Below are 24,022 nucleotides of genomic sequence, written 5' to 3'. Positions count from 1 at the left end.
ATTCCAATATTGTAGCACAGCGCTCATGTTTTTTCACCTTAGATCGGGTAAAATTAAGATGGGATTTTTTGAAATTCGTCTATATTAGGGACAAGGCAAACACGGAAGGGGCAATTCTACCAATGAACGGAAAAAAATCAGTGCAAGAGGCGTTTAATGAAACGACTTATCGAATCGTAGGACATGGGGATCGAGATGTTCAAGTCTTGAAGGAAGCCTTTGAAGCTGTAGAGAATAGTACACCATCTGATATTTATGGATCGGGAAAGGTGATTGAGGATTTCCAGTCGGAAATGGCGAAGCTTTTGGGAAAAGAAACAACAGTCTTCTTTCCGAGTGGAACGATGGCACAGCAAATCGCTTTAAGAATATGGTGTGATGAAAAAGGACTCAAGAGCGTCGCCTATCACCCTTTATGTCATTTAGAGATCCATGAGCAGGATGGGTTGAAGGAATTGCATCATATCGAGCCTGTCCTACTTGCGGATAAGAATCGACTAATTACCTTGGATGATGTATTACAAATGAAAGATGATATTGCTTGTCTGCTGCTTGAATTGCCGCAGCGTGAGATTGGCGGACAGTTACCAAAGTATCAGGAGCTTGAAGCGATTTCTAAACATTGCCGTGCTCGGGGAATTAAGCTGCATTTGGATGGGGCAAGACTGCTTGAGACGCTTCCCTATTATGGAAAGACAGCTGCTGAGATCTGCGCCCTCTTTGATAGTGTCTATATCTCACTGTATAAAGGAATCGGAGGAATTGCTGGCGCGATTCTTGCAGGCGGTGAGGAGTTTACGAAGCAATCGAAGATATGGAAACGGCGGCATGGTGGCGACCTAATCAGTCTGTATCCATACATTATTTCCTCTGATTATTACTACCAGCAAAGAGTAGAAAAGATGCAGCAGTATTATGAAGGGGCTAAAGAGCTTGCTGCTTTAGTTAATCAATGTCATGCGGTGACTACGTTACCTGCTGAGCCTGTCTCCAACATGTTTCATATGCATTTTCAAATGTCTAGGGAGAGCATTGAACCGATCCTGTCTTCTGCATATGAGGCAACAGGAATCGGTTTAAGCGCAGCGATAAGACCAACGGGAGAACATAGTTCTTATTGTGAGATCAGTATTGGAGACAAGTACGCCGACATTCCTAAAGAAGAGGTAAAAGGATTCTTACTGCTGCTCGATAAGCTAATGCGTGAATCATCTTCCGAGCAGCGTTCGAAGTAACGAGATCCGTAATAATTGTTTTTTAATAAGCTTTGTACGGAATTGATTTCTTAATTGATTGTAGATCGGCGGGCAATGGTTAAGGGCCCAATGATACATGAATTTAAAGTCTGTGGCGTCTTTCGCAGAATTTAATAAATAGTATGAGATCGTATCATATGCATTATGGTTAAACCATTCCGTCATTTCCTGCTCGTGATAGCCATATTTCTGAACGGCCATATTCTTAATTAACAGCTTCTCCTCCAGATTCTCAATTAAGAATCGCTGACTCAAATTAAAAGTAATGTTGTCCCCGTGTAATCTGTACACACCGGCAAGGGTATCTATGAAGCCAGCATCACCGACCAACAAAGAACGCAGATAAATAGAAGCATCGTTAACCATGTTCATATTCAGGATATCCATAGCCATTAAAGCCTCACGCTTAAAGACAGTTGTTAAGGTGGAGGAGGGCTTCGGATATCCTTTTTTCTCGAAATTCATGAAATAATCCTGCTTCTTAATAATCCTGCTTAGCTGTAGGCTACTGATCTTCAGTTGCTTGGCCTTTGAAAATTCAAGAAACACATTAGCAGCCACAAATGATATTTCGGGATGGTGATTGTGAAAGTCCACAGCCTTACTTAAATAATTCATATCAATCAGATAGTCATCATCATCGAGAAAAAGAACGTACTCCCCATCACCATGAGCAGCAAAAGCCTTACGGCGATTATTACCCGGGCCGCTATTTTTTTCGTTCCGCATATATATTACCCGTGACTCGCTTCCGAAGCTTTGATGCATTAACTCTTCCGTGCCATCTGTAGAGCAATCATCAATAACTGTGATCTCTATATAAGGATAGTCTTGCTTTAAGATGCTTTGGATCGCTTGATATAGAAATGCCTTTCTATTGTAAGTAGTGATAATGACACTAACCTTGGGATAATCGGCAAAGGAAAGGAGTGCTGAGTGTGAAGTATCCGTATGGGAGGACTGATGTTTGATTGCAACGATCCCATGGATTAACCCGTCAATTTCTTCGTTCACAATACTGAATTGCTCTGACAGATAGAACCTTAATGCATCTTCTGAAGCTCTCCCTGTGAGATAAGCACGGATCACCTCAGATAAGATTTCTAGATAGGTTTTAACTTGCGGATTTTGTTCTTTAGCTATGATCAGGCGGCATCGTTGGAATATCTCTTGATCATCCAATTGAAGTGCAGATGAATGGTTGATTTCATCATTAAGGTCATTTAGAAAGACGTAACAGGCTTGCTGCAAAACCTCGCTATGATCCATTTGGGGTCCTCCTGATGTGTTATTTGGATAAACTACTTACCTCAGGTCTAGCAATAACCTTATTTTTGAGCTTAGTTCGGTATATTTTGAGATGCCCCCACGTATACAGGAATACTTCCCGTTCCATCAAGGAGGCGATTACGAAATAGACAGGCAAGATCACAAGTCCTAGCAGTGCACCCCACAACATAATTCCCGCATAGGAATGGATGGGGATATTGATAGCGCTAGAGATCAGAATAATACCCACAAAAACCACTGCATTCGTTAGCCATCTTTTAAAGGTGACCCAAGGACTCCGATTCAGCAGATGTCTGCTAGCGTAGATCACGATATCTATGGAGCGGTATAAGAGAGCGGCTATCGTCCCCATCAATACACCGTAAATCCCCATAAAGATAACGAAGACAATAGAAGCGACTAGATTGATAGCGGATTCTAGTATGGAACGGTTCTGTGTGTTCTTAAAGTGTCCGGCGATGGTAATCACATTATTAGAAGAAGCTCTGGCATTGGTTAATAATTTGATGACTACGAACAGGATCGGCAGCCACATATCGATATAATTCACGTCATTTACCCCAGCGGTATACAGTTTCATAAAAGGTAGAATTAGAATGTATGCTACCGTTAGAATCGAGAAAATGAGCCCCATAAAATACACTTCGTAAGCATCATAAAATTTAATAAAGGCTTCTTTACTCTCATGAAAGCTCTGACCGAGAGCAGCCTTCACGCTTCCGTTTATAGTTTGGACGATGTTATCTACAATCGTAAAAATCATGTTGTACATGACATAAATGCTGACGATCTTTAAGTTCGTAAATATAGTCAGGATCAGCACGTCGGTATTTCTAAACACTAAGTAGGAGATCTCATGGACTAGCACGGAATTTTTTTGCCCAATGGCTTCATAGTCTGGTTTAAGATTTAGGTTGATCCATTTGTAATGCTTATTGATGTAAATATAGAAGACGACGATTTGAAGTATGGTCAATATGAAATAGGAAGCTTGCACAGCAATGATGTTAACGCCTTGAAGTAATAACAGAATCCGAATTACATTGTTCAGAATATTAGCTACGGTGACTATAGAAGTCTCTACATAGCTTTTTCCCTCTGCAGCGAGAAGCACTTTGAATTTCCCTTGGAAATAATAATTGATCGCTCCGCCCATCCCTGTAAGTAAAATAATGAGCATAACCGATAATCGATCGATGTCAGAAGTGATCACTAATGGATACACGGTGGCGATTAGAAGAACGGCGAAGAAATAATAAATGCCTGTTTTTTTATAATAGCTAGAGGTGGCGGCCAAAATAGAGTTGATGTGGTTCTTATCATCCGAAGCTACTGGCTTATATAGGGCTTGGATCGAAGCGGCGCCTACGCCGGCTTCCAGCAGTGCCAAATAACTAATAATTTGTACAATAGAAGCGATTAAACCATTGGCCTCTGAGCCATAGTTGACCATAATCAGCCGGGGGATAAAAAAACCGAGGATGATCGTAATGAGCTGACTCCCGAGTCCAAAAGATAAGTTAAGAATGCTCCGCTTGGCTCTCATAACGTATCCTCCTTTCGTAAAGCGATAAATACGTATCCAGATGCTCGAAATGCCTTTCGGCATGTTTGACTTGCGGCGTGACATCCATATAGTGAGTGGTCATACTTTCAAAAACCTGCGCAGGCTGGAGCTGCTCCAGTGTAGTGAAATCGGTATATAGCCCTTTGAACTGGGCATCTTCCATTACATTGATCATTTTTTTGCTGTAAGCGACGGGAAACACTGGTTTACCCAAAACCCAGCCGAGGATCATCGCATGGAATCTTGAAGCTACGATAAAGCTGGAATGGGCTAGAACGGCCAAGACCTCTTCCATATTCGTTTTATATAAATGCACTTGGGTGGCATCCTCATAGGAGTGGCCCATAAGATTCCGGATTTCCTCAATCGCCAGCTGATCGCCTTCGTGTTCACAAAATGACATAAAATGAACAGCGTAGCCTTTTTCAATGAAATAAATTGCGAGTTCTTTCATTTTTTCATAATAGAGGTTGTCAAAACCGTTCAGACCTTTAGCAGAAGGCTTAATGACGGATAAGACGATATAATCCTCTGGTTCGGTTTGAAGATCTGACGGGTTAAGCTGAAAAATAATATCGGGTGCTAAACGGACGTGATCCAGATCCTCAAATAAATCATAAGAGTACTTTTCTCTAAAGCAGATATCTGTATAGTCCTTAAAAACCCGCCTGTGTTCCTCATAATATTCTTTATCTGTGTAAGGGCCGAAATTCGATCCTAATAAATAGTAGGGCTTGTTCTTATTCCGGATGGCTTCTGCGTTCTTAAAATGCTCCTCCCAATGCTCTGCCTGCATAAAGATCGAGCCGCCGATATGAACAACACCATCGGAACGATTTGCCATGAATTTTTGCGCCAGATTATGTATCTTTAACCTTCTGCAAATAAAGGCAATGCCTCTTAAGAAAATGGAATCGGAAGGATACACTTTGAGGTTCCTGATCTCTTTGAAGCATAGCTTGTATAGGCGTGGAGCACAGATTCTGAATTCGGTATCCGGATACCTTTCACATAGCACCTTTATGAATAAATCATCGCCCAAATTAAATTCGGTATAGGCATAGATCAGCATCTTCTTCATATTCTAGATTCCTTTCGCTTGAACCTGGATAAGCTTCTCTCCACAGAAATGAATCTGTGATATAGAAGCGGGGAGATTAAGAATGCTCGGATATAAAGGGCTAATCTTCGATCATTCCCTCTATAACGTCTTATGAGTTCATACATTTCTTGGTTTAGTTCCGGATAGGTATGATCGATGTCGCGAAGTAACTTATGAATGCTTACGCCTTCTGTCCCATTTAGACAGGTTTTTAGGTTGAAAAAGTAATTCTCGATCAATTCGCGATTTCTTATATAAGGAGATATCATATCCAGCTTCTCAAAGGGATGGGCCTCGAAATAAGCATCTACCCGTTTGAATACACCAACGACATCAAATTTTTTCACATTATAGCTGTTGGAAATCGACGTGTTTCTTTGTAAATAAAACGATAATATATCCGGCAATGTGATGATTGTAGCGGCTCTGGACAAGGCTTTGTAGATAAATTCCTGATCTTCTCCATTCACACAGCGTTCCGTATATTGGAGCCCATGAAGGAGCAATAATTCCCGGTTATACGCTATGCTCCCTGTCCATATTCGCAAGCTTTTGTTCACAAAAATATGAGTCAGCGCTTCACTGCCTGTTATGTGGCTATAAGCGGAGGTGTAGCTCAAAGTAGTGACTCCATCCTCTGTGACATGGCTATATCCCCAGCAAATAATCTCGGGGTCAGATGGTTGAGTATAGGTATGAATGGTTCGTACTAAGTCTGTAGAGATATAATCATCACCATCCAGAAACAGCACATATTTCCCTGTAGCTTCTGTTAAGCCTCTATTTCTAGCCGCACTAACTCCCTGATTCTCTGTTCGAATGACTTTGCAAGAAAGATCGGGGTGAAGTGCGAGAATATTTGCTATCACGTTGTAGGTGTTATCTGTAGATCCGTCGTCCACGATAATGACCTCGAAATGCGGTTCACTTTGGGTAAGGAGTGAATCAAACATAGGGGTTATATAATGTTCAATATTGTATACAGGGACCACAATGCTTAGATTCATGTGCTGGCTCCTTTCCTTGGTAGAACTGGATAAATAGCTATCTTAAGCTTACCCTTCGTATCAAAAGATTGTATATACTACTTTAGTTTACTTATTGCTACCTCTAATTCGTTGTAACATCACGTGAATAATAATTATTACAGTATGTAAAATGACAATCATATCGATTGGTATAACATATATAGAAAGTCTATAAAATCATGAACGCTCGAAGCGGAGGGACCTACGATGCAGCTGCAAAAAATATTCGTGAACGGTGAGAGATTAAAGAATACGATTGAGGCATTTGCGGATTATGGGCGTACAGATAACAACGGCGTGACCCGGCTATCGCTGACGGAAGAGGATCTTAAGGTTCGGGATTATTTTCGATCCTGTTGTGAAGAATTGGGGATGTCTGTGAAGGTGGATGATATGGGCACGATGTACGCTACGCTTGCGGGTGTAGAGTCTGGGCCTCCTATTGTGATTGGTTCGCATATGGATACTGTGAAAAAAGGCGGCAGATTCGATGGTATCCTTGGGGTAATCGCTGGACTAGAGGTAGTTCGCACACTCGTGGATCACGGGATAAAACCGAAGCTATCGGTGACCATTATGAATTTCACAAATGAAGAAGGGGCTCGCTTTGAGCCTTCGATGATGGCTTCTGGTGTGCTGGCCGGTAAGTTCGACAAGGCAGAAATGTTGAATAAAAAAGATCCGGAGGGCATTACCTTTGGCGAAGCGCTGGAGGAGAGTGGATATGAGGGAGACGCGAGCAATCGTATTACCGAAGCCACTGCTTATTTGGAGCTTCACATCGAGCAAGGTCCCGTGCTAGAACAAGAAGAACTGTCGATTGGTCTGGTGGACTGTGTAGTTGGCATGGCCTGTTATGAGATTGAGGTGACGGGGGAATCGGATCATGCGGGCACCACGCCTATGGCAATGCGCAAGGATGCCTTGTTCGCTGCCACGGATTTGATCACGGAGCTTAGAAACAAGCTTAGTGCGCTCGATTCTGAACTGGTGTATACCATGGGCAGAATGAATGTGTTTCCTAATATTCATACCGTCATTCCCAATAAAGTGATCTTCACCATTGAGGCTAGACATAAAGATATGGAGATTGTTCGTGAGGTGGAAGCTATTATTCATAGCTTGCCGGAGATGCTACTGGACTGCGGAGTAAGTAAGACCAAGCTTTGGGGTAGAGAGACTGTTTGGTTTGACCGGGGGATATGTGATTTAGTAGAGCAAGCGGCACAAGCCTTGGGTTATTCTAAACGGAAGATCGCAAGTGGCGCAGGGCATGATGCTCAGTTCGTAGCCAGCTTTCTGCCATCCGCGATGGTGTTTGTACCTAGTGTGAAGGGAAAAAGTCATTGTGAAGAGGAGTTTACCTCCTATGAAGACTGTGAAAAAGGGGTAAATGTAATCCTAGAAACGGTGTTGTTATTACTGTCAAAGTAATGCGCGTCACTAAACATAACATTCCATTATGGAAGTAGTGCTTTAATTTCATACAAAATCGTCAAAAAGACACTTTAAGCAGTGTCTTTTTTTATGAGATAATGATTAGGGTTGTGTTGGGTACCAAATGACATAAAGTTACTGGGCGGTTTAAGTCGAATCCTTTGTGTAAAAACACAATGATGATAGATAATATTTTAATTTTTTACCAAATTGGGAATACTAAACGTATGTTATCATTCTTTACATAAGGGATCTACATTAGACGGGAGAGATGAATGATGATTATCGGAGTGCCTAAAGAAATTAAAAATAATGAGAATCGTGTAGCCATAACGCCTGCGGGTGTAGTTAGCCTTATTAAAGAAGGACATCAAGTGCTGGTGGAAGCTGGGGCTGGTGTGGGAAGTGGATTTCCGAACGAAGAGTATGCTTCTGCCGGAGCGAAGCTGATTCAGGACGCAGCTACGGTCTGGAGCTCTGCCGAAATGGTGATGAAAGTGAAAGAACCGCTGGAAAGCGAGTACCCTTATTTCCGTCCAGGCCTTATTTTGTTCACGTATCTGCATCTTGCGCCTGAACCTTCTCTGGCCGCTGCGCTCAAAGACAAAGGTGTCTTTGCCATCGGGTATGAGACGGTTGTTCATGAACGTACCTTGCCGTTATTAACACCGATGAGTGAAGTGGCGGGCCGGATGTCTGTTCAGCTTGGCGCTCAGTTCTTGCAAAAAAACTATGGCGGACAAGGGATTCTTCTCTCCGGTGTTCCTGGGGTTAGTCGTGGCAAAGTTAGCATCATCGGCGGTGGAGTAGTAGGTACAAACGCTGCAAAAATGGCTATCGGTTTGGGTGCTGATGTTACAATTGTTGACCTCAGTGCAGAAAGATTGCGTCAATTAGATGATATTTTTGGGGCACAGATCAATACGCTGATCTCTAACCCTTACAATATTGCCAAAGTGGTAGCTGAGGCAGATCTGCTGGTAGGTGCGGTGTTGATTCCGGGTGCGAAAGCACCGAAGCTGGTTACAGAAGAAATGGTCAAGACCATGAAGCCGGGATCGGTGATTGTCGATGTGGCCATTGACCAAGGTGGTATCGTAGAGACGATCGACAGAGTGACAACACATGATAATCCTGTATTTATCAAGCACGGCGTGCTGCATTATTCTGTTGCTAATATGCCGGGCGCTGTGGCCAAAACTTCGACGATCGCTTTAACCAATGTCACCGTTCCATACGCCCTGCAAATTGCCAATAAAGGCGTGATTAAGGCGATTCAGGATAATGCCGGCCTAAGAAGCGGCGTAAATGTCGCCAACGGTAAAATCACCTGCCAAGCCGTGGCTGAAGCACTTGGCGAGAAACATTTTACGGTAGAACAAGCTATGGAGCAGACGTTCACGATGAGCTAAATAGAGCTAAATTGAGATGAATAGATGCGTTCCAAATGAGTGGTGATATTTAGGGACAATAGACAGCGAATTCCCGCTATGGGAGTTTGCTGTTTGTTGTTTCTGGGAGTAATATTTTCGGCTCAGTTCGATGTGGGGGAGATCCGGTAGAAGTCTGTTAGTTTTATCTAGGAGGTAGCTAGGAGCGGCTTCAGTGTGGCTAGATCCAGCAGAAATCTACTAGTTCGGTGTTAAAGGCTGTAGGACTGCGTTATGAAGATGGTTGGATCGGGTGGATGTGTGTTGGTGGGTGTTAAAAGTAGCTGAGTTGTATAGTGGTGTGCCTAGATACAGTGGATGTTACTAGCGCTGTGCTAAAGGTGGATAGACAACGTAGAAGTTGGTTGGAATTCGATCAAAACTAGCTAGTTTCAACTATGTGCAGCTTGATTTGGCTAGTTACTGCTTAATTTAGTTAGTATTTGGTTTTTTTTTACGGTGAGAGATTTGTTGAAGATGATTTTTAGGGAAATCCTCCCTAAAAATTACGCGAAAATAGCTTGAAACGCTATAATTAGGGAATTTCTCCCTAAAAATACGAAGAATATGCCCAATAATAACCTGATCGGTTGAATATTAGGGAGTTTTTCCCTGATTAGTAGTAAACCAAGCCTAAAATACAGAATTTTAGGGAGGAATTCCCTAAAAACTCTAAAGGGGCTCTATCAATTAGCGGTTTATGTACTGTCGCGCCACTCCGTCACGCCGTAACCCGCATCAACGTAGCCGGCAACTCCGTCCCATGCAAACCCGCAACCCTGTAACCAACGTAACCCGTAACTCAGCAACTCCGCCCCCACGCAACTCTATAACCTCGTAACTCCTCCACCCGGCGATCTCAAGGTCCGCCAGCTCGCCCCCATCCCATTATCTTATAGTCAGCTAGGAGCACGCATACTATAATAAAATCACTCTAGAGTACAAGGTTCGGCTATTTTTCAGGCAGGGGTGGGGCTAGTGACGGAAAAGGATCCATTGTTTGATCGTTTCTTCGATAGTATGGAATCGTTGGCGGATGCGATTAGTGAATCTCTTCAATCCCAAGTTACGATTGAGGACAGCAATCATCATGTGATCGGATACAGCTCCCATCAATTTGAGAGTGATTCCGCGAGAATTTCGACCATTATTGGAAAGCGTGTACCTAACGCTGTCATTATTGGCTTACGCAAGAAGGGGATTATGCAGCAGCTTGAGAGCGCTACACGTCCGATTCGGATTCCTGCGGTCATGGAGGTAGGTCTTGGCCCCCGACTCGCTATTTGCATCAAACATCAGAAGGAAATACTCGGGTACATATGGGTAGTGGATGCAGGCAATCTAGTTGAAGGTCACGCAGAGAATATTGTAGAGAAAGCGGCGGCCATCGTTGGTCGTTATATATTGAAGCAACGGGGTTGGAAGACGAAGCAGGAGAAAACGCAGGAGGATTTTTTCTGGAAGCTGCTCACCTCCCATTACGACAATGAAGCGAATATCAAGCAGGATGCGGAAGTTTGGTCGATTCTTTTGCCGGACAAATATTATATTAGCGTGTTTGAGAGTGACAAGGTCATCAATGACCACTTCGTACTTCGGTTTCGGCAAACTATGACCTCCTATCCGGGGCTGAAATTATTGTTTCTGACTGCTGAGCACAATCGGTTAATTATATTGTTTTCATTCAGCTTTCGCATGGAAGGGACGGGTGGTCTGTATTCGTTCATGCACAAAATTATCGAGGATATGCGTAAGAGTGAGAGCTGTATGCTGGCTGCAGGCTGTAGCCTGGATTACACTGAATATATGTCGGCAGCCATTGCGTACTGGGAAGCGGGGTCCATTCTGGAAATCAAGAAGCTGCTGCCTTTTCATGGCCGAGAGTTACTATTGTATGAGGATATTGGATTTTGGGCGTATGTTCCGGCTATTATAGAGCAAAAACGTAGTCGGACCCGTAAAAGTCCTCTACTGTATCCGCTAAAAGAGCATGATCGCGAGCATAAAAGTGATTTTCTAAAAACGATTGCCGTTTATTTATCACTCAGTGGAAACTTGAAGGAATCCGCCGCTTTTTTACATATTCATACCAACACATTGCTGTACAGATTAAATCGCATAGCAGAGATTACGGGAAAAAGCTTAAAGGATACGGGATACCGCACTTCTATATATTTGGATATTTTGACGGAAGAGACCAGGCAGCTCAATCAGTGGTTTGTTGAGTCAGGGGAATAAAATGAATTAAGCACCAACTGGGCAGCGAACACGTACAATAACCTATATTTAGAACCTATAATATTGGAGGGACTAAGCATGGTGAAGGAAGTTCGTTCACCCGATGCCCTTGACTTTGAACGGAAAATGAGAGACAGCATCGTGGAATCGGCGGAAGCTTTAAATAACAGTGGAGCGGATTTTGCAACATTTGATGAGTCGCGCTGCAACCCGCAGTTTTGGACGCGTACAGATATTGGAGGACTACAGCTAAACGCTGGTGTGGCGCCTTCGGTGGGGATTAAAGACATTTTTCAGAACGGACATTTATATGCCTTCGAATGTGCGACAGCGATGGTCATTGTTATGTACAGGGCGACAATTGAAGCTATAGGTGAAGAAGCCTTTAATAGGTATTTTACTGATTTATTCTTATGGGATTGGAACTACGACGAGAATCTGCGCTTAATTACGAACTATAATAAGGATCAGATGCTGCGGGGAGATATTGTGTATTTCAGGAATCCAGATCATGCGCCTAGCAAGCCAGAATGGCAGGGTGAGAATGCTGTTAAGCTTGAAGAAGACCTGTATTATGGGCACGGCATTGGGATAACCACTGCAGAAGTCATCATAGCCTCTCTTAATGAGGAAAGATCGCCCGGAAGCAATACCTCAGCTTTTCTTACGAATGAGTCGATACATCCTGATTTTAATTATTTACAGCGACTATCTACAGGTTCTGTCTTACCCATGGCGGAAAATAGAGGCTCTGAGTGCACTGTGTTTTCAAGAATAGGGACTAGAAGCTACATTTATAAGATTTAACAGCTAAGAGGGTACCAAGAAGAGTAATCTTCCTGAAAAATCACTTCACCATCCGTTTGTCCGTCATACGTAGTTTCAGTAAAGACACCATCTAGGGTGTCTTTTTTTCGTGTGGATTCAATAGTTCTAGTTCGTAGTCATTAAAGCTTGAGCAGCTGTATTGCACCTCTTTGTGACTCTTGCATATTACGTCATGCATACAATTTAAATCTTTAATAATAGCAAAGGTTTAATTTTACATTGAACTGTTATAGTACTCATTGATCAATACTTTACTAACAGGGGGGAAGGATAAGCGCATGAATACATTACGTAAGACAATAGTGATTGCATCAGCGATAACGCTGCTAGGAGGAGGGTTTAATACAGGCTTTAGTCAAAATAATTATGTCTACGCAGCAGATGATACTACGCCATCCATCCTGGTCGAAGATTTTGAAGATGGAATCAATGATGTGAAATTTAATCCTAAACGTATGTATAATGCTACGCTGCATTTGGAAGATAACAAGAAGCTTGTAAGAAATGGGCAATATTCGGCTAGAATTGATTACGATATGATCGGCATAGTAGATAACCCCTCTCAAATTGAAGTCGGGTATAAAACGGGAAATATCCCAGTTACAGGTTACCCTACTAAAGTAGGCATGTGGGTTTATGCAAACAATGAAGGACATTTGCTGACGACAAAATTTAGAGATATAGGCGGATCTTCTTTCCAGGCAGAATTTTATGATGTAAATCAAGTGGGTATCAACTGGTCCGGCTGGAAATATATCGAGGCAGATATTCCGCAGGGTAAACCGGGTCCGATTGTTCTTGAATTGTTTTTCCAATTGAAACAATCGAATATGAGCAAGAAAAACAAGGGCTCTATTTGGGTAGATGATATTACCTTTATCTATGATGAAGTTGATGAGGATAAGGACGTTCCTGCCATTAAACCTAAAGCCCCTGTTGAAAATGAAGTCTTAAACACTCCACTTGATGAATTGAAGGTTGAGCTGACCGATAACGGATCAGGTCTGGATTTGGGTACCTTATCTGTTCAGTTAGATGGAACGGATATCACGGATGAAGTGCACTATTCTCCAGATACAAATTTATTAACTTACCCAGGAGAATATGTAGATGGCGGTTATCATGAGCTTGTGATTGAAGTGAAGGACAAGAATGGTAACCCGGCAGCCAAAAAACTCACCTTCACAATAAATGCAGGAGAGCGTTTGTTCATGACTGCAGACGAAGAAGCCATAAGTAATGAAATCTATCCTGTTCATATTAATATCAAAGATTACTTGAAAGCAGAGCAGGCAAAATTCACCTTGAATTATGATGCAAGCACCCTTCAAGTTGAAAGCATTACTCAGGCGGCTGGAGTCTCCCTAACCTCAGATATTGATAATGAGCACGGCATGGTTCAAGTAGCACTTGATAACGTAATAGCAGCAGCTCAAAATGTCGTTACTGTTAACTTCAGAGTGAGCTCTCATGCCGTCTTAGAGCGTGGTGAAGCGTACAAAACCATAACAATGAGTAATGCGAGTCTTACTGCTGGCGGCGTTCAGACGAGTACACCATTAGCTGCGCCTATTCATTATACAATCGGTTTCCCTTATCAGCTAAAAATGACGGGAGTTGGTTTGGGTACACCTTCTACCTTTACAGTGTTAGACCATGGAGGCAATCCGTATGAAGGTGCGGATATTGTTTTCACTGGATTATTAAAGCAAAGCTCAGTCGTTACAGTTAACACTGTTACGTCTAGTGTATATGAGGATGATGATACATCTTCTAATGTAATCATGGTTGCAAATGATGGTGAACGTTACTATGCTTCAACAGCAGCTAAGAATGGATTTTACGAGGTTATTCTCGCAGACGGACAAACAACAGGTTATATCTCTGAAGCTGATGTTAGTAGTCAGTTATTGAGCGGCAGCCTTGGTAAAACAGATGCTAAAGGACAGTTAATAACAGACCTCACTACATTGGCACTTGGAACCTATCAGGTACAAGCAGTCATCGGTGATCAGAACAGTAAGGTTGTCAATTATGAAGTTGTAGAGCAGTATGGTATGAATGAACCGCAATATATTCAAACCTATGTCGCAGAGGATATGTCTTCACAACTGAGTGCTGCCTGGCAAACAAAACCAGATCAAACCTCTACGTATATTCAATACATCGAAACTGGTGAATGGGGAGCAGGTGCAAGCCCAGACAACAATAAAGTAAAGCAGCAGCAAGCTGAGAGTGAGCTGCAGGTGCTTAGTATGAAGGAAAATGGAACGAAGGGTGAAATCCGGTTTCATAATGTCCTGGTTAAGGGCTTGAAAGCAGATACCACTTACAAATATCGTGTAGGCTATGAAGACCAATGGTCGGAGTGGCATGAATATTCTACTGTCGATCAGGATAAATCAACACCGACCTCATTCTTGTTTATTACGGATTCCCATACGAATCAACTACCAGGATTACAAATCTATCAAGAGCTAATGACTAACGCTTTGACACAATATCCATCAACACAGTTTATTATGCATGGTGGAGATATGGTTGATGTGGGCGGCGCATTCGAAGAATGGCAAAAGTTCTGGCTAGCATCTTCTGTTTATGCAACAAAACTCCCGACTGCACTAACACTGGGCAACCATGATGTGAAGAGTGAAGGGAAGGATGTGTTCACCAAAGGTGCGAATTTCCCGGAAAACGGACCAGAATCCCAACTGCAATATGCTTACTCTTATGAAGTCGATGATACTCATTTTGTCGTATTGAACTCAGAAGGCACAGAGGAACAGATGGTTGATCAAGCAGCATGGTTAAAGGACGATTTGGATCAGAATGATAAAAAATGGACTGTCGTTATGTTCCACCGTCCAGCTTATCATACAGAGAATGGCCGAGAATCCCTTGTTGAGTACACCCAAACCTATTTTGCCCCCATATTAGAAAAGAAAAAAGTCGATTTGGTTCTGGTTGGTCATGATCATGTATATGCGCGCACCTATCCAATGATGGATGGAAAGCCAAATAAAGCTACCAATGAGGGTACTGTATACCTTGATGGTGGTGCTTCAGGCTGGAAATTCTATGATGGCACCCAATATAATTATTTGAATTATATTTTTGATGAAGACGTTCCTGTATACTCCGCTATTAAAATTACTGAGGATGCGATTCATGTGGAGGCACGTACAAGTGCGGGTGCATTAATCGATGAGTTTTCTGTTAAGAAAACAACGGGAACTGAGACACCAACACCAACACCAACACCAACACCAACGCCAACACCGAATTCAACATCAACGCCACCAACATCTACACAAAAGCCAACAGCAACGCTAACACCACCAACATCAACACCGAAGCCAACAGCGATGCCAACACCGCCAATATCGACATCGAAGCCAACAGCGATGCCAACACCGCCAACATCGACATCGAAGCCAACAGCAACGCTAACACCACCAACATCAACACCGAAGCCAACAGCGATGCCAACACCGCCAACATCGACATCGAAGCCAACAGCGTCGAAGCCGGTATTCAACGACAAGGTAAATGTAGATGCAGTTAAAGCTATCGTGGAAAAAGAGAAGTCTGCTCCCGCTATAAACTTTACGGATGTTCCGGCATCTTCGTGGAGTGCCTCTGTAGTGGAGCGTGCAGCTAAGATGGGGATTGTAACGGGTTATAGTGATGGTTCTTACCATCCGAATCAAAAGGTAACTCGCGCCGAGTTCGCCACAATGTTAGCAAAAGCTTTTGGTCTACCGAATTCAAGCGGTTCATCTTTCTCTGACACGCAAGGGCATTGGGCTTCAGAATCGATTGCAGCATTACAAGCTAAAGGGGTAATTACGGGTTACAGTGATGGTTCTTTCCATCCGAATCAAGAAATTTCCCGCGCTGAGATCGTTGCAATGCTTGCTCGTCTGACAAACTATGTTCCTAACGCATCCAATCTATTTTTGGATGTAGCTACGAACTGGGCGTCAGAACAAATCAATGCTTTTGCAACTGCTGGCATAGTAACTGGTAAAGGCAACGAATTGTTCAAACCAAATGATGCTGCATCCCGTGCGGAGTCGGTTGCGATGATCATTCGTTTGTTGGATAAATTACTTGCACACTAAGTGAAATGTTTCGGGTAGTTAACCGGATTCAGCTCCACCAATAAGAAAAAGAAGGGGCTATCCCTGAGTCATTTATGACTTATGGGACAGCCCCTTTGCTGTGTCTAATAGCCTAAAGCTCAACAAAGTCGTTGCGGAATTTCTCGAAATCAGATTTTCTACATTCTAGCGCAAGCCGTGTGCCTGTTTCTTCATAGCTAGTGGATTGAACATGGGCATGCTCGTTGAAATAGGAGACCACATTGCCGCGATCAAATGGAATCAGAATTTCACACTGTACATAATCCGTAAACACACTGCGAATCAGATCTGTAAGTTCAGCTATCCCGCTATTTTGTTTGGCAGAGAGATAGACATTGTCACCCTCAAGGTGAGGGTAAGGCAAGTCAGTTAGGTCAGCCTTGTTGTAGGCATAAACCGTTGGAATTTGGTCCGCGCCGAGCGCTTTCAAAGTCTCATCAGTGACGGCCATATGCTGCTCATGCTGCGGATCGGAAATATCGACTACGTGAATCAATAAGTCAGCTTCGGTCACCTCTTCGAGCGTGGAGCGGAAGGCTTTGACCAGATGATGGGGAAGCTGGCTGACGAATCCAACGGTATCTGTTAATAAAAAGGTTTTGTGATCCGGTAGCTCAATGCTCCGAACGGATGTCTCCAGCGTAGCGAATAACATATCCTTGGCGAACACTTGCTTATTAGAGCCGGGATGATACGTCTCCACGATCACATTCATTAAGCTGGACTTGCCGGTATTCGTATAGCCGACGAGACAGACGACTGGAACCTCATTCTTATGCCGCTGCTTCCGCTGAATTTGGCGCCTTGCTACTTGCTGTTGAAGCTCAACTTGTAACGCTGAAATACGTTCTTCTATTCTTCTGCGATCCAGCTCCAGCTTCGTTTCACCAGCGCCTCTGTTCTTCAGCCCAGCACCACCGCCTTGTCTTCCGAGGGATTCTCGGAGACCTGTCAGGCGGGGCAGCATATACTGCAGCTTGGCTACTTCTACTTGCAGCTGTGCTTCTTTGGTCTTCGCTCTTTCTGCGAAAATATTCAAGATCAGAATCGTTCGATCAATGACCTGACGGCCTAGAGAAGACTCCAAATTGCGAATCTGTGAAGGAGACAGCTCATCATTAAAAATAACAATAGGAGCATCATGCGCTTCTAAGAGCGCAGATAATTCTTGGATTTTGCCTGTGCCGATATAGTGGGAAGGGTTGATCCGGCTTGCCTTCTGACTAAGTTCTCCGACAACTTCTAGGTCACAGGCAGCTGCCAGATTAGTGAGTTCTTCCATCGAATAATCGAAGTTTGTTTCGTTTTGTAGCTGAACACCGACTATAATAGCTTTTTCTCGTAGTTGTTCCATATATTTATTCATCCTCCAATAGTAAATAGTAAACGCAAAAAAACACAGGACATCTGCCTGTGCTTACGGTTCGTTAGAGGACGTCAGAACAAATGTGTAAGGAGAAATCTCCGTTACGACATTAGGGTCTTCCATAGATATATCGAATTAAACAACGGCTGGGGCGTAGGGAAATGATAACCTAATCCCTTACGAGCAGCAGTTGGTTTATTGGCTTCTATGGAGTTAAATGGGTAGACCTATCCTGAGTCCTCTGCACATGGGCAGAGCTTTAGCGCTATTCAATTAGCCGCGCAAAGTTCTAACTCGGATAAAGTCTATCACACGTAACCCTCCGTTCATAAAAAGTTAAGTCGAGTTTACCACATCCTTTATTTGGTGGCAAATCTGTATTTTATACTCGGTGAAGCACATCTCTATTTTAATATCAATCCAAGAATTCTAAAAATGATTGCATACCATATATATATAATTTGATATGAATAGGAGGTGTGAAGACATTGCCTGTCCTCTCTACAAACACCATCATTAATTTACCTGTCGACGGTACTCGTCCAATAGATCAAGTTGTGATCAAAGTGGTTAACAATGGATCAGCTGGCGCGGCTTGTTATTTAACGGGTTTAGCCAATAGTGCAAGTCCTCAGACAGTCTTTATTGAAGAATTATTTGAGCTGCAATATCGGGAAACGTCAAGCAAGACCTACACTATTGTAGAGGATTTATTCCAATTTAATTTTGTGTATTCACAGGACCAATTGAAGATTCAGGTTTTTCTTGTGGATGTGAACGGTGTCTGGACGGCTGTTAATCTGGAAGTGTTTCAAGTAAGCCGTATAACCTCGGAAATTCGTGATAACGTATCCGTTACATCGACTGACTTCGCGGCAATCAGCTTTATGAGGAGTTCTGCCTTTACTATTCCACAAGGACTTGCGGCTGAGATTAGACCGGCGGCTTTAGATATTCTATCCAAAAGACCTGTGCGATATATGGTCGTCGCAGGTGGCACTCTGGATGGGACATTCGAAAATTTCCCAACGCCAACTACGGATATTCCTGTCACGGACACGGCACTGCTGGTGAATTACACCTGCACTACGGTCACGGGTGGAAAGGTGATTATGCAAGGTACAGGATCGGGAATCTCCGGTGCTTATGCGAATTTGGCTGTTAATTTGCTTAACGAGCGACTCTCTTACGAGCTTCAGAATGAGCCGGTTACTCTGGTGGTTAACTCACTTTCAGGTGATGATGATCTCGCAGTCACCTTTAAGATGTCCGAGCAATGGTGAGCGTTCTTTAATCCAGTACTGAAGATAAATTCTAGTGATTGAAAAAAGGAACATCCGCGTAGATGCGAATGTTCCTTTTGATGGTTGTTGCAAGCGTTAAGATTAGTCTGTTAAGCCTCGCCGTAATGTAAAGAGGTCTTTCAAAGCCTCAGTAGACAGCTCGGTAATCCAGCCTTCGGAGCTGGAGATGACATTATCGCTTAGCTGCTGCTTACTCTCCAGCATCTCATCAATCTTTTCTTCGAGCGTCCCAAGAGCGATGAACTTATGCACCTGTACATCACGCGTCTGGCCCATCCGATAGGCTCGGTCTGTCGCCTGATTCTCAACGGCCGGATTCCACCAGCGATCGAAGTGGAATACGTGATTGGCTGCGGTTAAGTTCAGACCGACACCTCCGGCTTTGAGAGAAAGGATGAATACATTCGGCTGATCAGACGGTGGTGCATCTGGACGTCTGGACCCTTCGTCCGCGGAAGGTGCAGGCGTCTGGAATCGCTCAATCATTCGGTCACGCGCCTGTTTGGAGGTGCTTCCGTTCAAATAAAGGACAGGCTCTCCCAGCTCCTGCTGTAGAACAGCCTGAAGCATTTTTCCCATCCCGACATATTGCGTAAAGATGAGACAGCGCTCATCCTCTGCACGCAGTTCCTTAACCATATCCAGCAGTCTTTCAAGTTTAGAGGAACGGTTAATGAGTAGACTGGTATCCAGTTTGTTGTCCGAATCCGTTTCAGGGAGGGCCTCCTTAGTCACAAGCATCGGGTGATCACATAGCTGCTTAAGTCCGGTCAAAGCCCCAAGAATGGCGCCCTTACGCTCAATACCTTCCAACTTCTGCATACGGTCGAGCAGTCCGTTTACGGTCTGGTCATAGAGCGCAGCTTGTTCAGCTGTCAGATGGACATAGGTCTTCATCTCGTTTTTATCTGGAAGATCGAGCTGAATGTTAGGATCCTTTTTCTTACGGCGTAGCATGAACGGCTTCACGAGATTCTGTAGGTCCGCTGTACGTTTCTCGTCACGTTCCTTCTCAATGGCATTACTGAATCGGTCGTTAAAGGCTTTGGCACTACCCAGATAACCTGGGGTTATAAAATCATAAATGGACCACAGCTCGGATAATCTGTTCTCTATAGGTGTTCCTGTCAGCGCAATCCGGTGTAAAGCCGGGAAGCTGCGCACAGCTACCGACTGCTTCGTTTGAGCATTCTTGATGTTCTGTGCTTCGTCCAGGCAAATCGCCGCCCAAGTGAATTCCTTCAGCAACTCCTGATCAAGCGCTGCAGTCGCATAAGAGGTGAGTACCACGTCAGCTTGCGACGCAGCGCCATAGAAGAATCCTGCGTCCAAACGGCGACTTCCGTAGTGCAGCATCACATTCAAAGAAGGCGCGAAGCGCTGCAATTCCTTCTGCCAGTTGCCCAGCACGGAGGTAGGGCAGATGATCAGAGCAGGCCAACCCGGAGGGTCGGTCTGGCGACGGGATGAGCTAGGATCGGTATTTTCTTTGATATGAAGTAAATATGCGATGAGTTGGACGGTCTTGCCAAGCCCCATATCGTCGGCTAGACAAGCCCCCAAGCCGAATTGACGCAGGAAAGTCAGCCAAGCATATCCTTCATGCTGATAGGTGCGTAGCTCTGCCTGGAGTCCTGCGGGCACTGGAGGCTTCGGCCACTGTGAGCGCTGGCCGAGCTGACCAATGAGACTGATCAAATGCTCGTTTAGCTCTACCTCGAGCCGCAGGCGCGCCGCATCCTCTTGAAGCTGCTCTTCTGTAGCCTCAGCATCAGCTTCCTCACTCGCTTGCAGCAAATGAAGCTGAAGCACATCTTGGAAAGACAAGCCTTGCGACTTGTCCATACCAGCCATGGCTCTTTGGATTTGCGCCAGCAGCGCGGGATCGAGCGAGACCCATTTGCCTTTGAAGCGGACGAGTCGTTCCCCTCTTGCGACCAGCTCGGCAAATTCAGCTTCGGTGAGGTCGACGTCGCCGATGGAGATTCGCCAATCGAAATCGATGATCGAATCGAGGCCGAACAGCGACTCGCCGCCGCTGCGTTTGTCCTCGCCGGAGCTGATCTTGGCGCGGAGGCGCGGTTTTTTCCGGCTGGCGGCTTCCCACCACGCCGGCAGCAGCACTTGCCAGCCTGCTTCCAGCAGCCGCTGGCTCTCGGCGGTTAAGAACCGCCAAGCGATGGCATCGCTGAGCGGTTCGGCCAGCACGTCGCCGCCCGCCGCGAAGCGCTCGGGCGGCAGACTGCCGCGGAGGCGCTCCAGCCATCCCGCGGCCCGTTCGTGCACGTGGGCCGACCATGCTGTTGGCCACAAGCCGTGCGGCTCGCCATCATCGGCGAGCCTGATGGGAACAAGCGCGGATTCATCGCGCTTGTCCTGAAGGATCAGCTGCAGCCGCCAAGGGGATTCATCCCCTTCCGGCTCCAGCAGCTGAAGTGCAGGCCGGAAAGGCGCGGTATCCGCCTTCCAGCCAATGGCGATAAGCCATGCAGCGGTATCCATGCCCGCTGCAAGGGCCCCGCTTCTATCGAATAGAAGCGGGAATTCGCTCCGGAGGTCGCCTGCCTCGGCCTCCGTGCTGTAATACCTCTGCGATACGGCGGCGGAGAACGCCGCGCATAGCCCACGGCTAAATTCGCTGCCGCCATTTAGCGCCTCAAGAGCCCCTTTGGCAGTGTCATTCTCCACTGCCACCTGCGCCAAAGCGCCCTCATCCCAGGTCCATTGCAACCTCCCGGCGCGATAAGCGGAGATATCTGGAATATACTGTTTGTTCTCCAGACATATAGTCAGAAGTGGCGCCAGTTCAGTCAGGTGAGCCGCATCGCCCTCCCAGTTCCATTCGATATGCGCCAGCAGCTTCTGCTCTGTAAAGAAAGGGATGACCTGCTCTGCAGGTAGAATCACTAGCTCTACACCTTCGCCAGCTGATTGAACCGTTAACTCCGTTCCATAAAAAGACGCCTCATGCCAGGCGAATAACCGCTGTTTAAGCTGCAAACCGGGCAAGAGATCTTCTCTTTCATTCATTCCGTATATTAAAGCGTCGCCATACTGGCTTAATGCAAGCCGGATGGTCAGCGTGCGCAAATGCATGTTCATGGTATTAGCTTTCCTTTCCGAAGCTCCTCTTGCAGCGCACGGAGTCTGCTGTGCTTTGTGGTGAAGGCAATGAGGAACTCTTCCCACCGTTCTTCTTGTTTCATTTTTTTATACAACTTGGATAATCGCTTCAATAGTTTCACAGCCGCCTTGTAGCTATGTCTATTCTTATCCAGCACAAATCTTTCGACGGCCTGATGGTAGAAGGGGAGCAGAACTTCGGGTGCGTTTTTCTCCATAGGCTGGAGGTCTGTAACACGAAATTCGGAAGGCAGCTTACCGATGGACAGTTGATAATCCATCCATGTCTGCCATTTTTCATAGGTAATTAACTTCTCTTCGTATACTTCTCCAGAGATAGGTAACATGGTGGCTAATGTATTCCACATCTGCGGCTCAGCTTCAGGAAGGTGGCGAACGGCCTCTTCCCATCTGTTCGAATAGTTATTCAGATTGTAGAGTCTGCTGCTCAGCAGTGGACCGATCTGAACAAGCCAACCTACCAAGCGTGACCATTCACCTGCATCCAGAAGCGGGGAGGTGAAGCTCATAAGCTCATCAGGATGGAGACCTGGGCGCTCGGCAGCCTTATTCAGTAATTCCCAAGCCTTTGGGTCATCTTTCAGATAAAAATACATGCGGCTCTGGGCTAATAGCCACGCATGGCGTGACAGGGAAGCGCCTAATTCACTTTCTGCCTGCTGAAGCTGTTTGATTTCATCCAGATAAAGCTTAGTTCCACCTGTATTCGGATAAATCCAGTTTCTCCACAGCAGGTCATAGCACAGTGAAAAAGGGGGCTGATCCCTCAAGCGATCGCGCGACTCCGTCAACATCTCACGCCGCAAGTAGGAGAGGGTCTCGACGATATGCGGCCACAGATCGTATTCCTGCTCTTGCTCGGGAGACAGCGGGAGTGTGCTTTTTAACAGACGTGTGATTGCTTCCTGTAGCTCAGAGACCGCTACTTGCGTGTAATAGCCGAGTGATGAGGTGAAGGCGACCTGACCGGGCAGATTGGCGGAAGGCTTAGCCAGCTTTTCTAGAAGAAAAAGATGGGCATGCAGGGTAAATAGCTTGTCCATTTCCGGTGATAACTTCGGCTTAAATTTAGTAATGGAAGATAATGCCCGATCCACATATTCAGGATTCCGAGTGGTATGTGCCAGAGGCGTGATGCAGAATGCAAAATACTCGCGCCACTCCGTGATGCCTCCGTCAGCGATCCGGCTGGCATGTTCTTTTAGCTGTTGCTGGTGCTTTCTATCGGTTCCGACAGGTGAACTACTTGATGTTTTTGGGAGAAAAGATGCGGCTTTGGCGTTAGCTAGAACTTGTACAGACCTATTCTGTTGTTCAGCAAAACTGAGCAGCACAGCGGCCATATGCTTGCAATGACCTGAAACAGGGCAGTTGCAATGGCACCGAGTGAAGCTGTCCAGATCAATAGTAACGCGGTAATCCTCTCTACCTTCAACAAGGGCATTGATCTTAGATGGCTCCGTCATAGTGAACGAACGAATACGGCTTTGCTTATAATATTGGAACCCTCGTTTGAGGGTGAGGTCATCGAAATAATAGGCGACATTCTGGATGAGCTTACTCCACTGCGTATCATCCATAGTATAGGTTGGTTGCATACAATTGGTCTCCCGTAAGAAAAATGGTCGTTATTTGACCTTCATTATATCATTTCTTTTTGAGTAGGATGTTTTGGCGTTGTAATGAAAGCGAAATTGCTGGCTTGTATGGAACGTGGGGCCTAAACATATACTAATCGTGCTGAATTTTGAAGTATAGATCAAACAAAGGTCAAAAAAGGTCAAAACATTAAAAACATTAAAATTTGTAGCATTAAATCAGCTAATTTGCCTGAATTTGACCGAAAATTGGCTTAAATCGGTTTTGTTATTCCTCTGATAGGGGACT

Annotated in this window: 14 protein-coding genes; 7 read left to right on the top strand and 7 right to left on the bottom strand. The window is 44.9% G+C overall.

The annotated features are described in order from the left end of the window. Positions 1-122 precede the first annotated feature (122 nt). Positions 123-1,235, top strand: coding sequence for a threonine aldolase family protein (locus MKX60_RS02595; RefSeq protein ID WP_341059025.1), 1,113 nt, complete (start codon positions 123-125; stop codon positions 1,233-1,235). On the opposite strand, the gene MKX60_RS02590 is transcribed toward MKX60_RS02595, so the two are convergent. Genes MKX60_RS02590 through MKX60_RS02575 form a run of 4 tightly spaced genes read right to left on the bottom strand, consistent with a single transcriptional unit; the run spans position 1,209 to position 6,222 of the window. Then, on the bottom strand, positions 1,209-2,525 hold the full coding sequence (locus MKX60_RS02590) for a glycosyltransferase family A protein (RefSeq protein WP_076286650.1): 1,317 nt from the start codon (positions 2,523-2,525) through the stop codon (positions 1,209-1,211). The genes MKX60_RS02595 and MKX60_RS02590 overlap by 27 nt on opposite strands. A 19-nt stretch (positions 2,526-2,544) precedes the next feature. Beyond that, positions 2,545-4,092 (bottom strand): sugar isomerase, encoded by a 1,548-nt coding sequence (locus MKX60_RS02585; protein ID WP_076286649.1) that lies wholly within the window; start codon positions 4,090-4,092, stop codon positions 2,545-2,547. Next, positions 4,067-5,194: a polysaccharide pyruvyl transferase family protein gene (locus MKX60_RS02580; protein ID WP_076286648.1), complete on the bottom strand. Its 1,128-nt coding sequence runs from the start codon at positions 5,192-5,194 to the stop codon at positions 4,067-4,069. The genes MKX60_RS02585 and MKX60_RS02580 overlap by 26 nt, the downstream gene beginning before the upstream one ends. Further along, complete coding sequence (locus MKX60_RS02575; protein WP_076286647.1) at positions 5,191-6,222, bottom strand: glycosyltransferase family 2 protein; 1,032 nt, start codon at positions 6,220-6,222, stop codon at positions 5,191-5,193. Before MKX60_RS02575 ends, MKX60_RS02580 begins: the two co-directional genes overlap by 4 nt. 228 nt (positions 6,223-6,450) lie before the next feature. On the opposite strand from MKX60_RS02575, the gene MKX60_RS02570 reads away from it, so the two are divergent. The 5 genes from MKX60_RS02570 (at position 6,451) to MKX60_RS02550 (ending at position 16,300) form a co-directional block, all read left to right on the top strand. Further along, a complete protein-coding gene (locus MKX60_RS02570; RefSeq protein ID WP_341059024.1) occupies positions 6,451-7,677 on the top strand; it encodes a Zn-dependent hydrolase in 1,227 nt (408 codons plus the stop codon). A 281-nt stretch (positions 7,678-7,958) separates the two neighbouring features. Then, positions 7,959-9,092, top strand: a complete 1,134-nt coding sequence (gene ald / locus MKX60_RS02565) for an alanine dehydrogenase (RefSeq protein ID WP_042184149.1) — start codon at positions 7,959-7,961, stop codon at positions 9,090-9,092. 996 nt (positions 9,093-10,088) lie between these two features. Next, complete coding sequence (locus MKX60_RS02560; protein ID WP_081382945.1) at positions 10,089-11,348, top strand: PucR family transcriptional regulator; 1,260 nt, start codon at positions 10,089-10,091, stop codon at positions 11,346-11,348. A 78-nt stretch (positions 11,349-11,426) separates the two neighbouring features. Further along, positions 11,427-12,155, top strand: coding sequence for a hypothetical protein (locus MKX60_RS02555; RefSeq protein WP_042184153.1), 729 nt, complete (start codon positions 11,427-11,429; stop codon positions 12,153-12,155). 299 nt (positions 12,156-12,454) lie between these two features. Next, positions 12,455-16,300, top strand: a complete 3,846-nt coding sequence (locus MKX60_RS02550) for an S-layer homology domain-containing protein (protein WP_341059022.1) — start codon at positions 12,455-12,457, stop codon at positions 16,298-16,300. 112 nt (positions 16,301-16,412) lie between these two features. Here the strand turns inward: MKX60_RS02550 and hflX are convergent, their stop codons facing one another. Continuing rightward, positions 16,413-17,675, bottom strand: a complete 1,263-nt coding sequence (gene hflX / locus MKX60_RS02545) for a GTPase HflX (RefSeq protein ID WP_341059021.1) — start codon at positions 17,673-17,675, stop codon at positions 16,413-16,415. 491 nt (positions 17,676-18,166) lie between these two features. On the opposite strand from hflX, the gene MKX60_RS02540 reads away from it, so the two are divergent. Then, positions 18,167-18,970 (top strand): hypothetical protein, encoded by an 804-nt coding sequence (locus MKX60_RS02540; protein WP_143759505.1) that lies wholly within the window; start codon positions 18,167-18,169, stop codon positions 18,968-18,970. 102 nt (positions 18,971-19,072) lie between these two features. On the opposite strand, the gene MKX60_RS02535 is transcribed toward MKX60_RS02540, so the two are convergent. Together MKX60_RS02535 and MKX60_RS02530 are read right to left on the bottom strand one after the other, a co-directional pair. Then, positions 19,073-22,093 (bottom strand): DEAD/DEAH box helicase, encoded by a 3,021-nt coding sequence (locus MKX60_RS02535; RefSeq protein WP_076299933.1) that lies wholly within the window; start codon positions 22,091-22,093, stop codon positions 19,073-19,075. Then, positions 22,090-23,733, bottom strand: a complete 1,644-nt coding sequence (locus MKX60_RS02530) for an SWIM zinc finger family protein (RefSeq protein WP_341059020.1) — start codon at positions 23,731-23,733, stop codon at positions 22,090-22,092. The genes MKX60_RS02535 and MKX60_RS02530 overlap by 4 nt, the downstream gene beginning before the upstream one ends. Between the last annotated feature and the right edge of the window lie 289 nt (positions 23,734-24,022).

It is taken from the genome of Paenibacillus sp. FSL R5-0914, assembly GCF_038004525.1.
Lineage (GTDB): Bacteria > Bacillota > Bacilli > Paenibacillales > Paenibacillaceae > Paenibacillus_AQ.
The sequence above is the reverse complement of the archived record's forward strand: the minus strand, read 5'-3'. Positions and strand labels throughout refer to the sequence as shown.

Coding starts and splice junctions, on each gene's coding strand:
- MKX60_RS02595 (WP_341059025.1), top strand. CDS start 123: ATGAACGGAAAAAAATCAGTGCAAGAGGCGTTTAATGAAACGACTTAT.
- MKX60_RS02590 (WP_076286650.1), bottom strand. CDS start 2,525: ATGGATCATAGCGAGGTTTTGCAGCAAGCCTGTTACGTCTTTCTAAAT.
- MKX60_RS02585 (WP_076286649.1), bottom strand. CDS start 4,092: ATGAGAGCCAAGCGGAGCATTCTTAACTTATCTTTTGGACTCGGGAGT.
- MKX60_RS02580 (WP_076286648.1), bottom strand. CDS start 5,194: ATGAAGAAGATGCTGATCTATGCCTATACCGAATTTAATTTGGGCGAT.
- MKX60_RS02575 (WP_076286647.1), bottom strand. CDS start 6,222: ATGAATCTAAGCATTGTGGTCCCTGTATACAATATTGAACATTATATA.
- MKX60_RS02570 (WP_341059024.1), top strand. CDS start 6,451: ATGCAGCTGCAAAAAATATTCGTGAACGGTGAGAGATTAAAGAATACG.
- ald (WP_042184149.1), top strand. CDS start 7,959: ATGATTATCGGAGTGCCTAAAGAAATTAAAAATAATGAGAATCGTGTA.
- MKX60_RS02555 (WP_042184153.1), top strand. CDS start 11,427: ATGGTGAAGGAAGTTCGTTCACCCGATGCCCTTGACTTTGAACGGAAA.
- MKX60_RS02550 (WP_341059022.1), top strand. CDS start 12,455: ATGAATACATTACGTAAGACAATAGTGATTGCATCAGCGATAACGCTG.
- hflX (WP_341059021.1), bottom strand. CDS start 17,675: ATGGAACAACTACGAGAAAAAGCTATTATAGTCGGTGTTCAGCTACAA.
- MKX60_RS02535 (WP_076299933.1), bottom strand. CDS start 22,093: ATGAACATGCATTTGCGCACGCTGACCATCCGGCTTGCATTAAGCCAG.
- MKX60_RS02530 (WP_341059020.1), bottom strand. CDS start 23,733: ATGCAACCAACCTATACTATGGATGATACGCAGTGGAGTAAGCTCATC.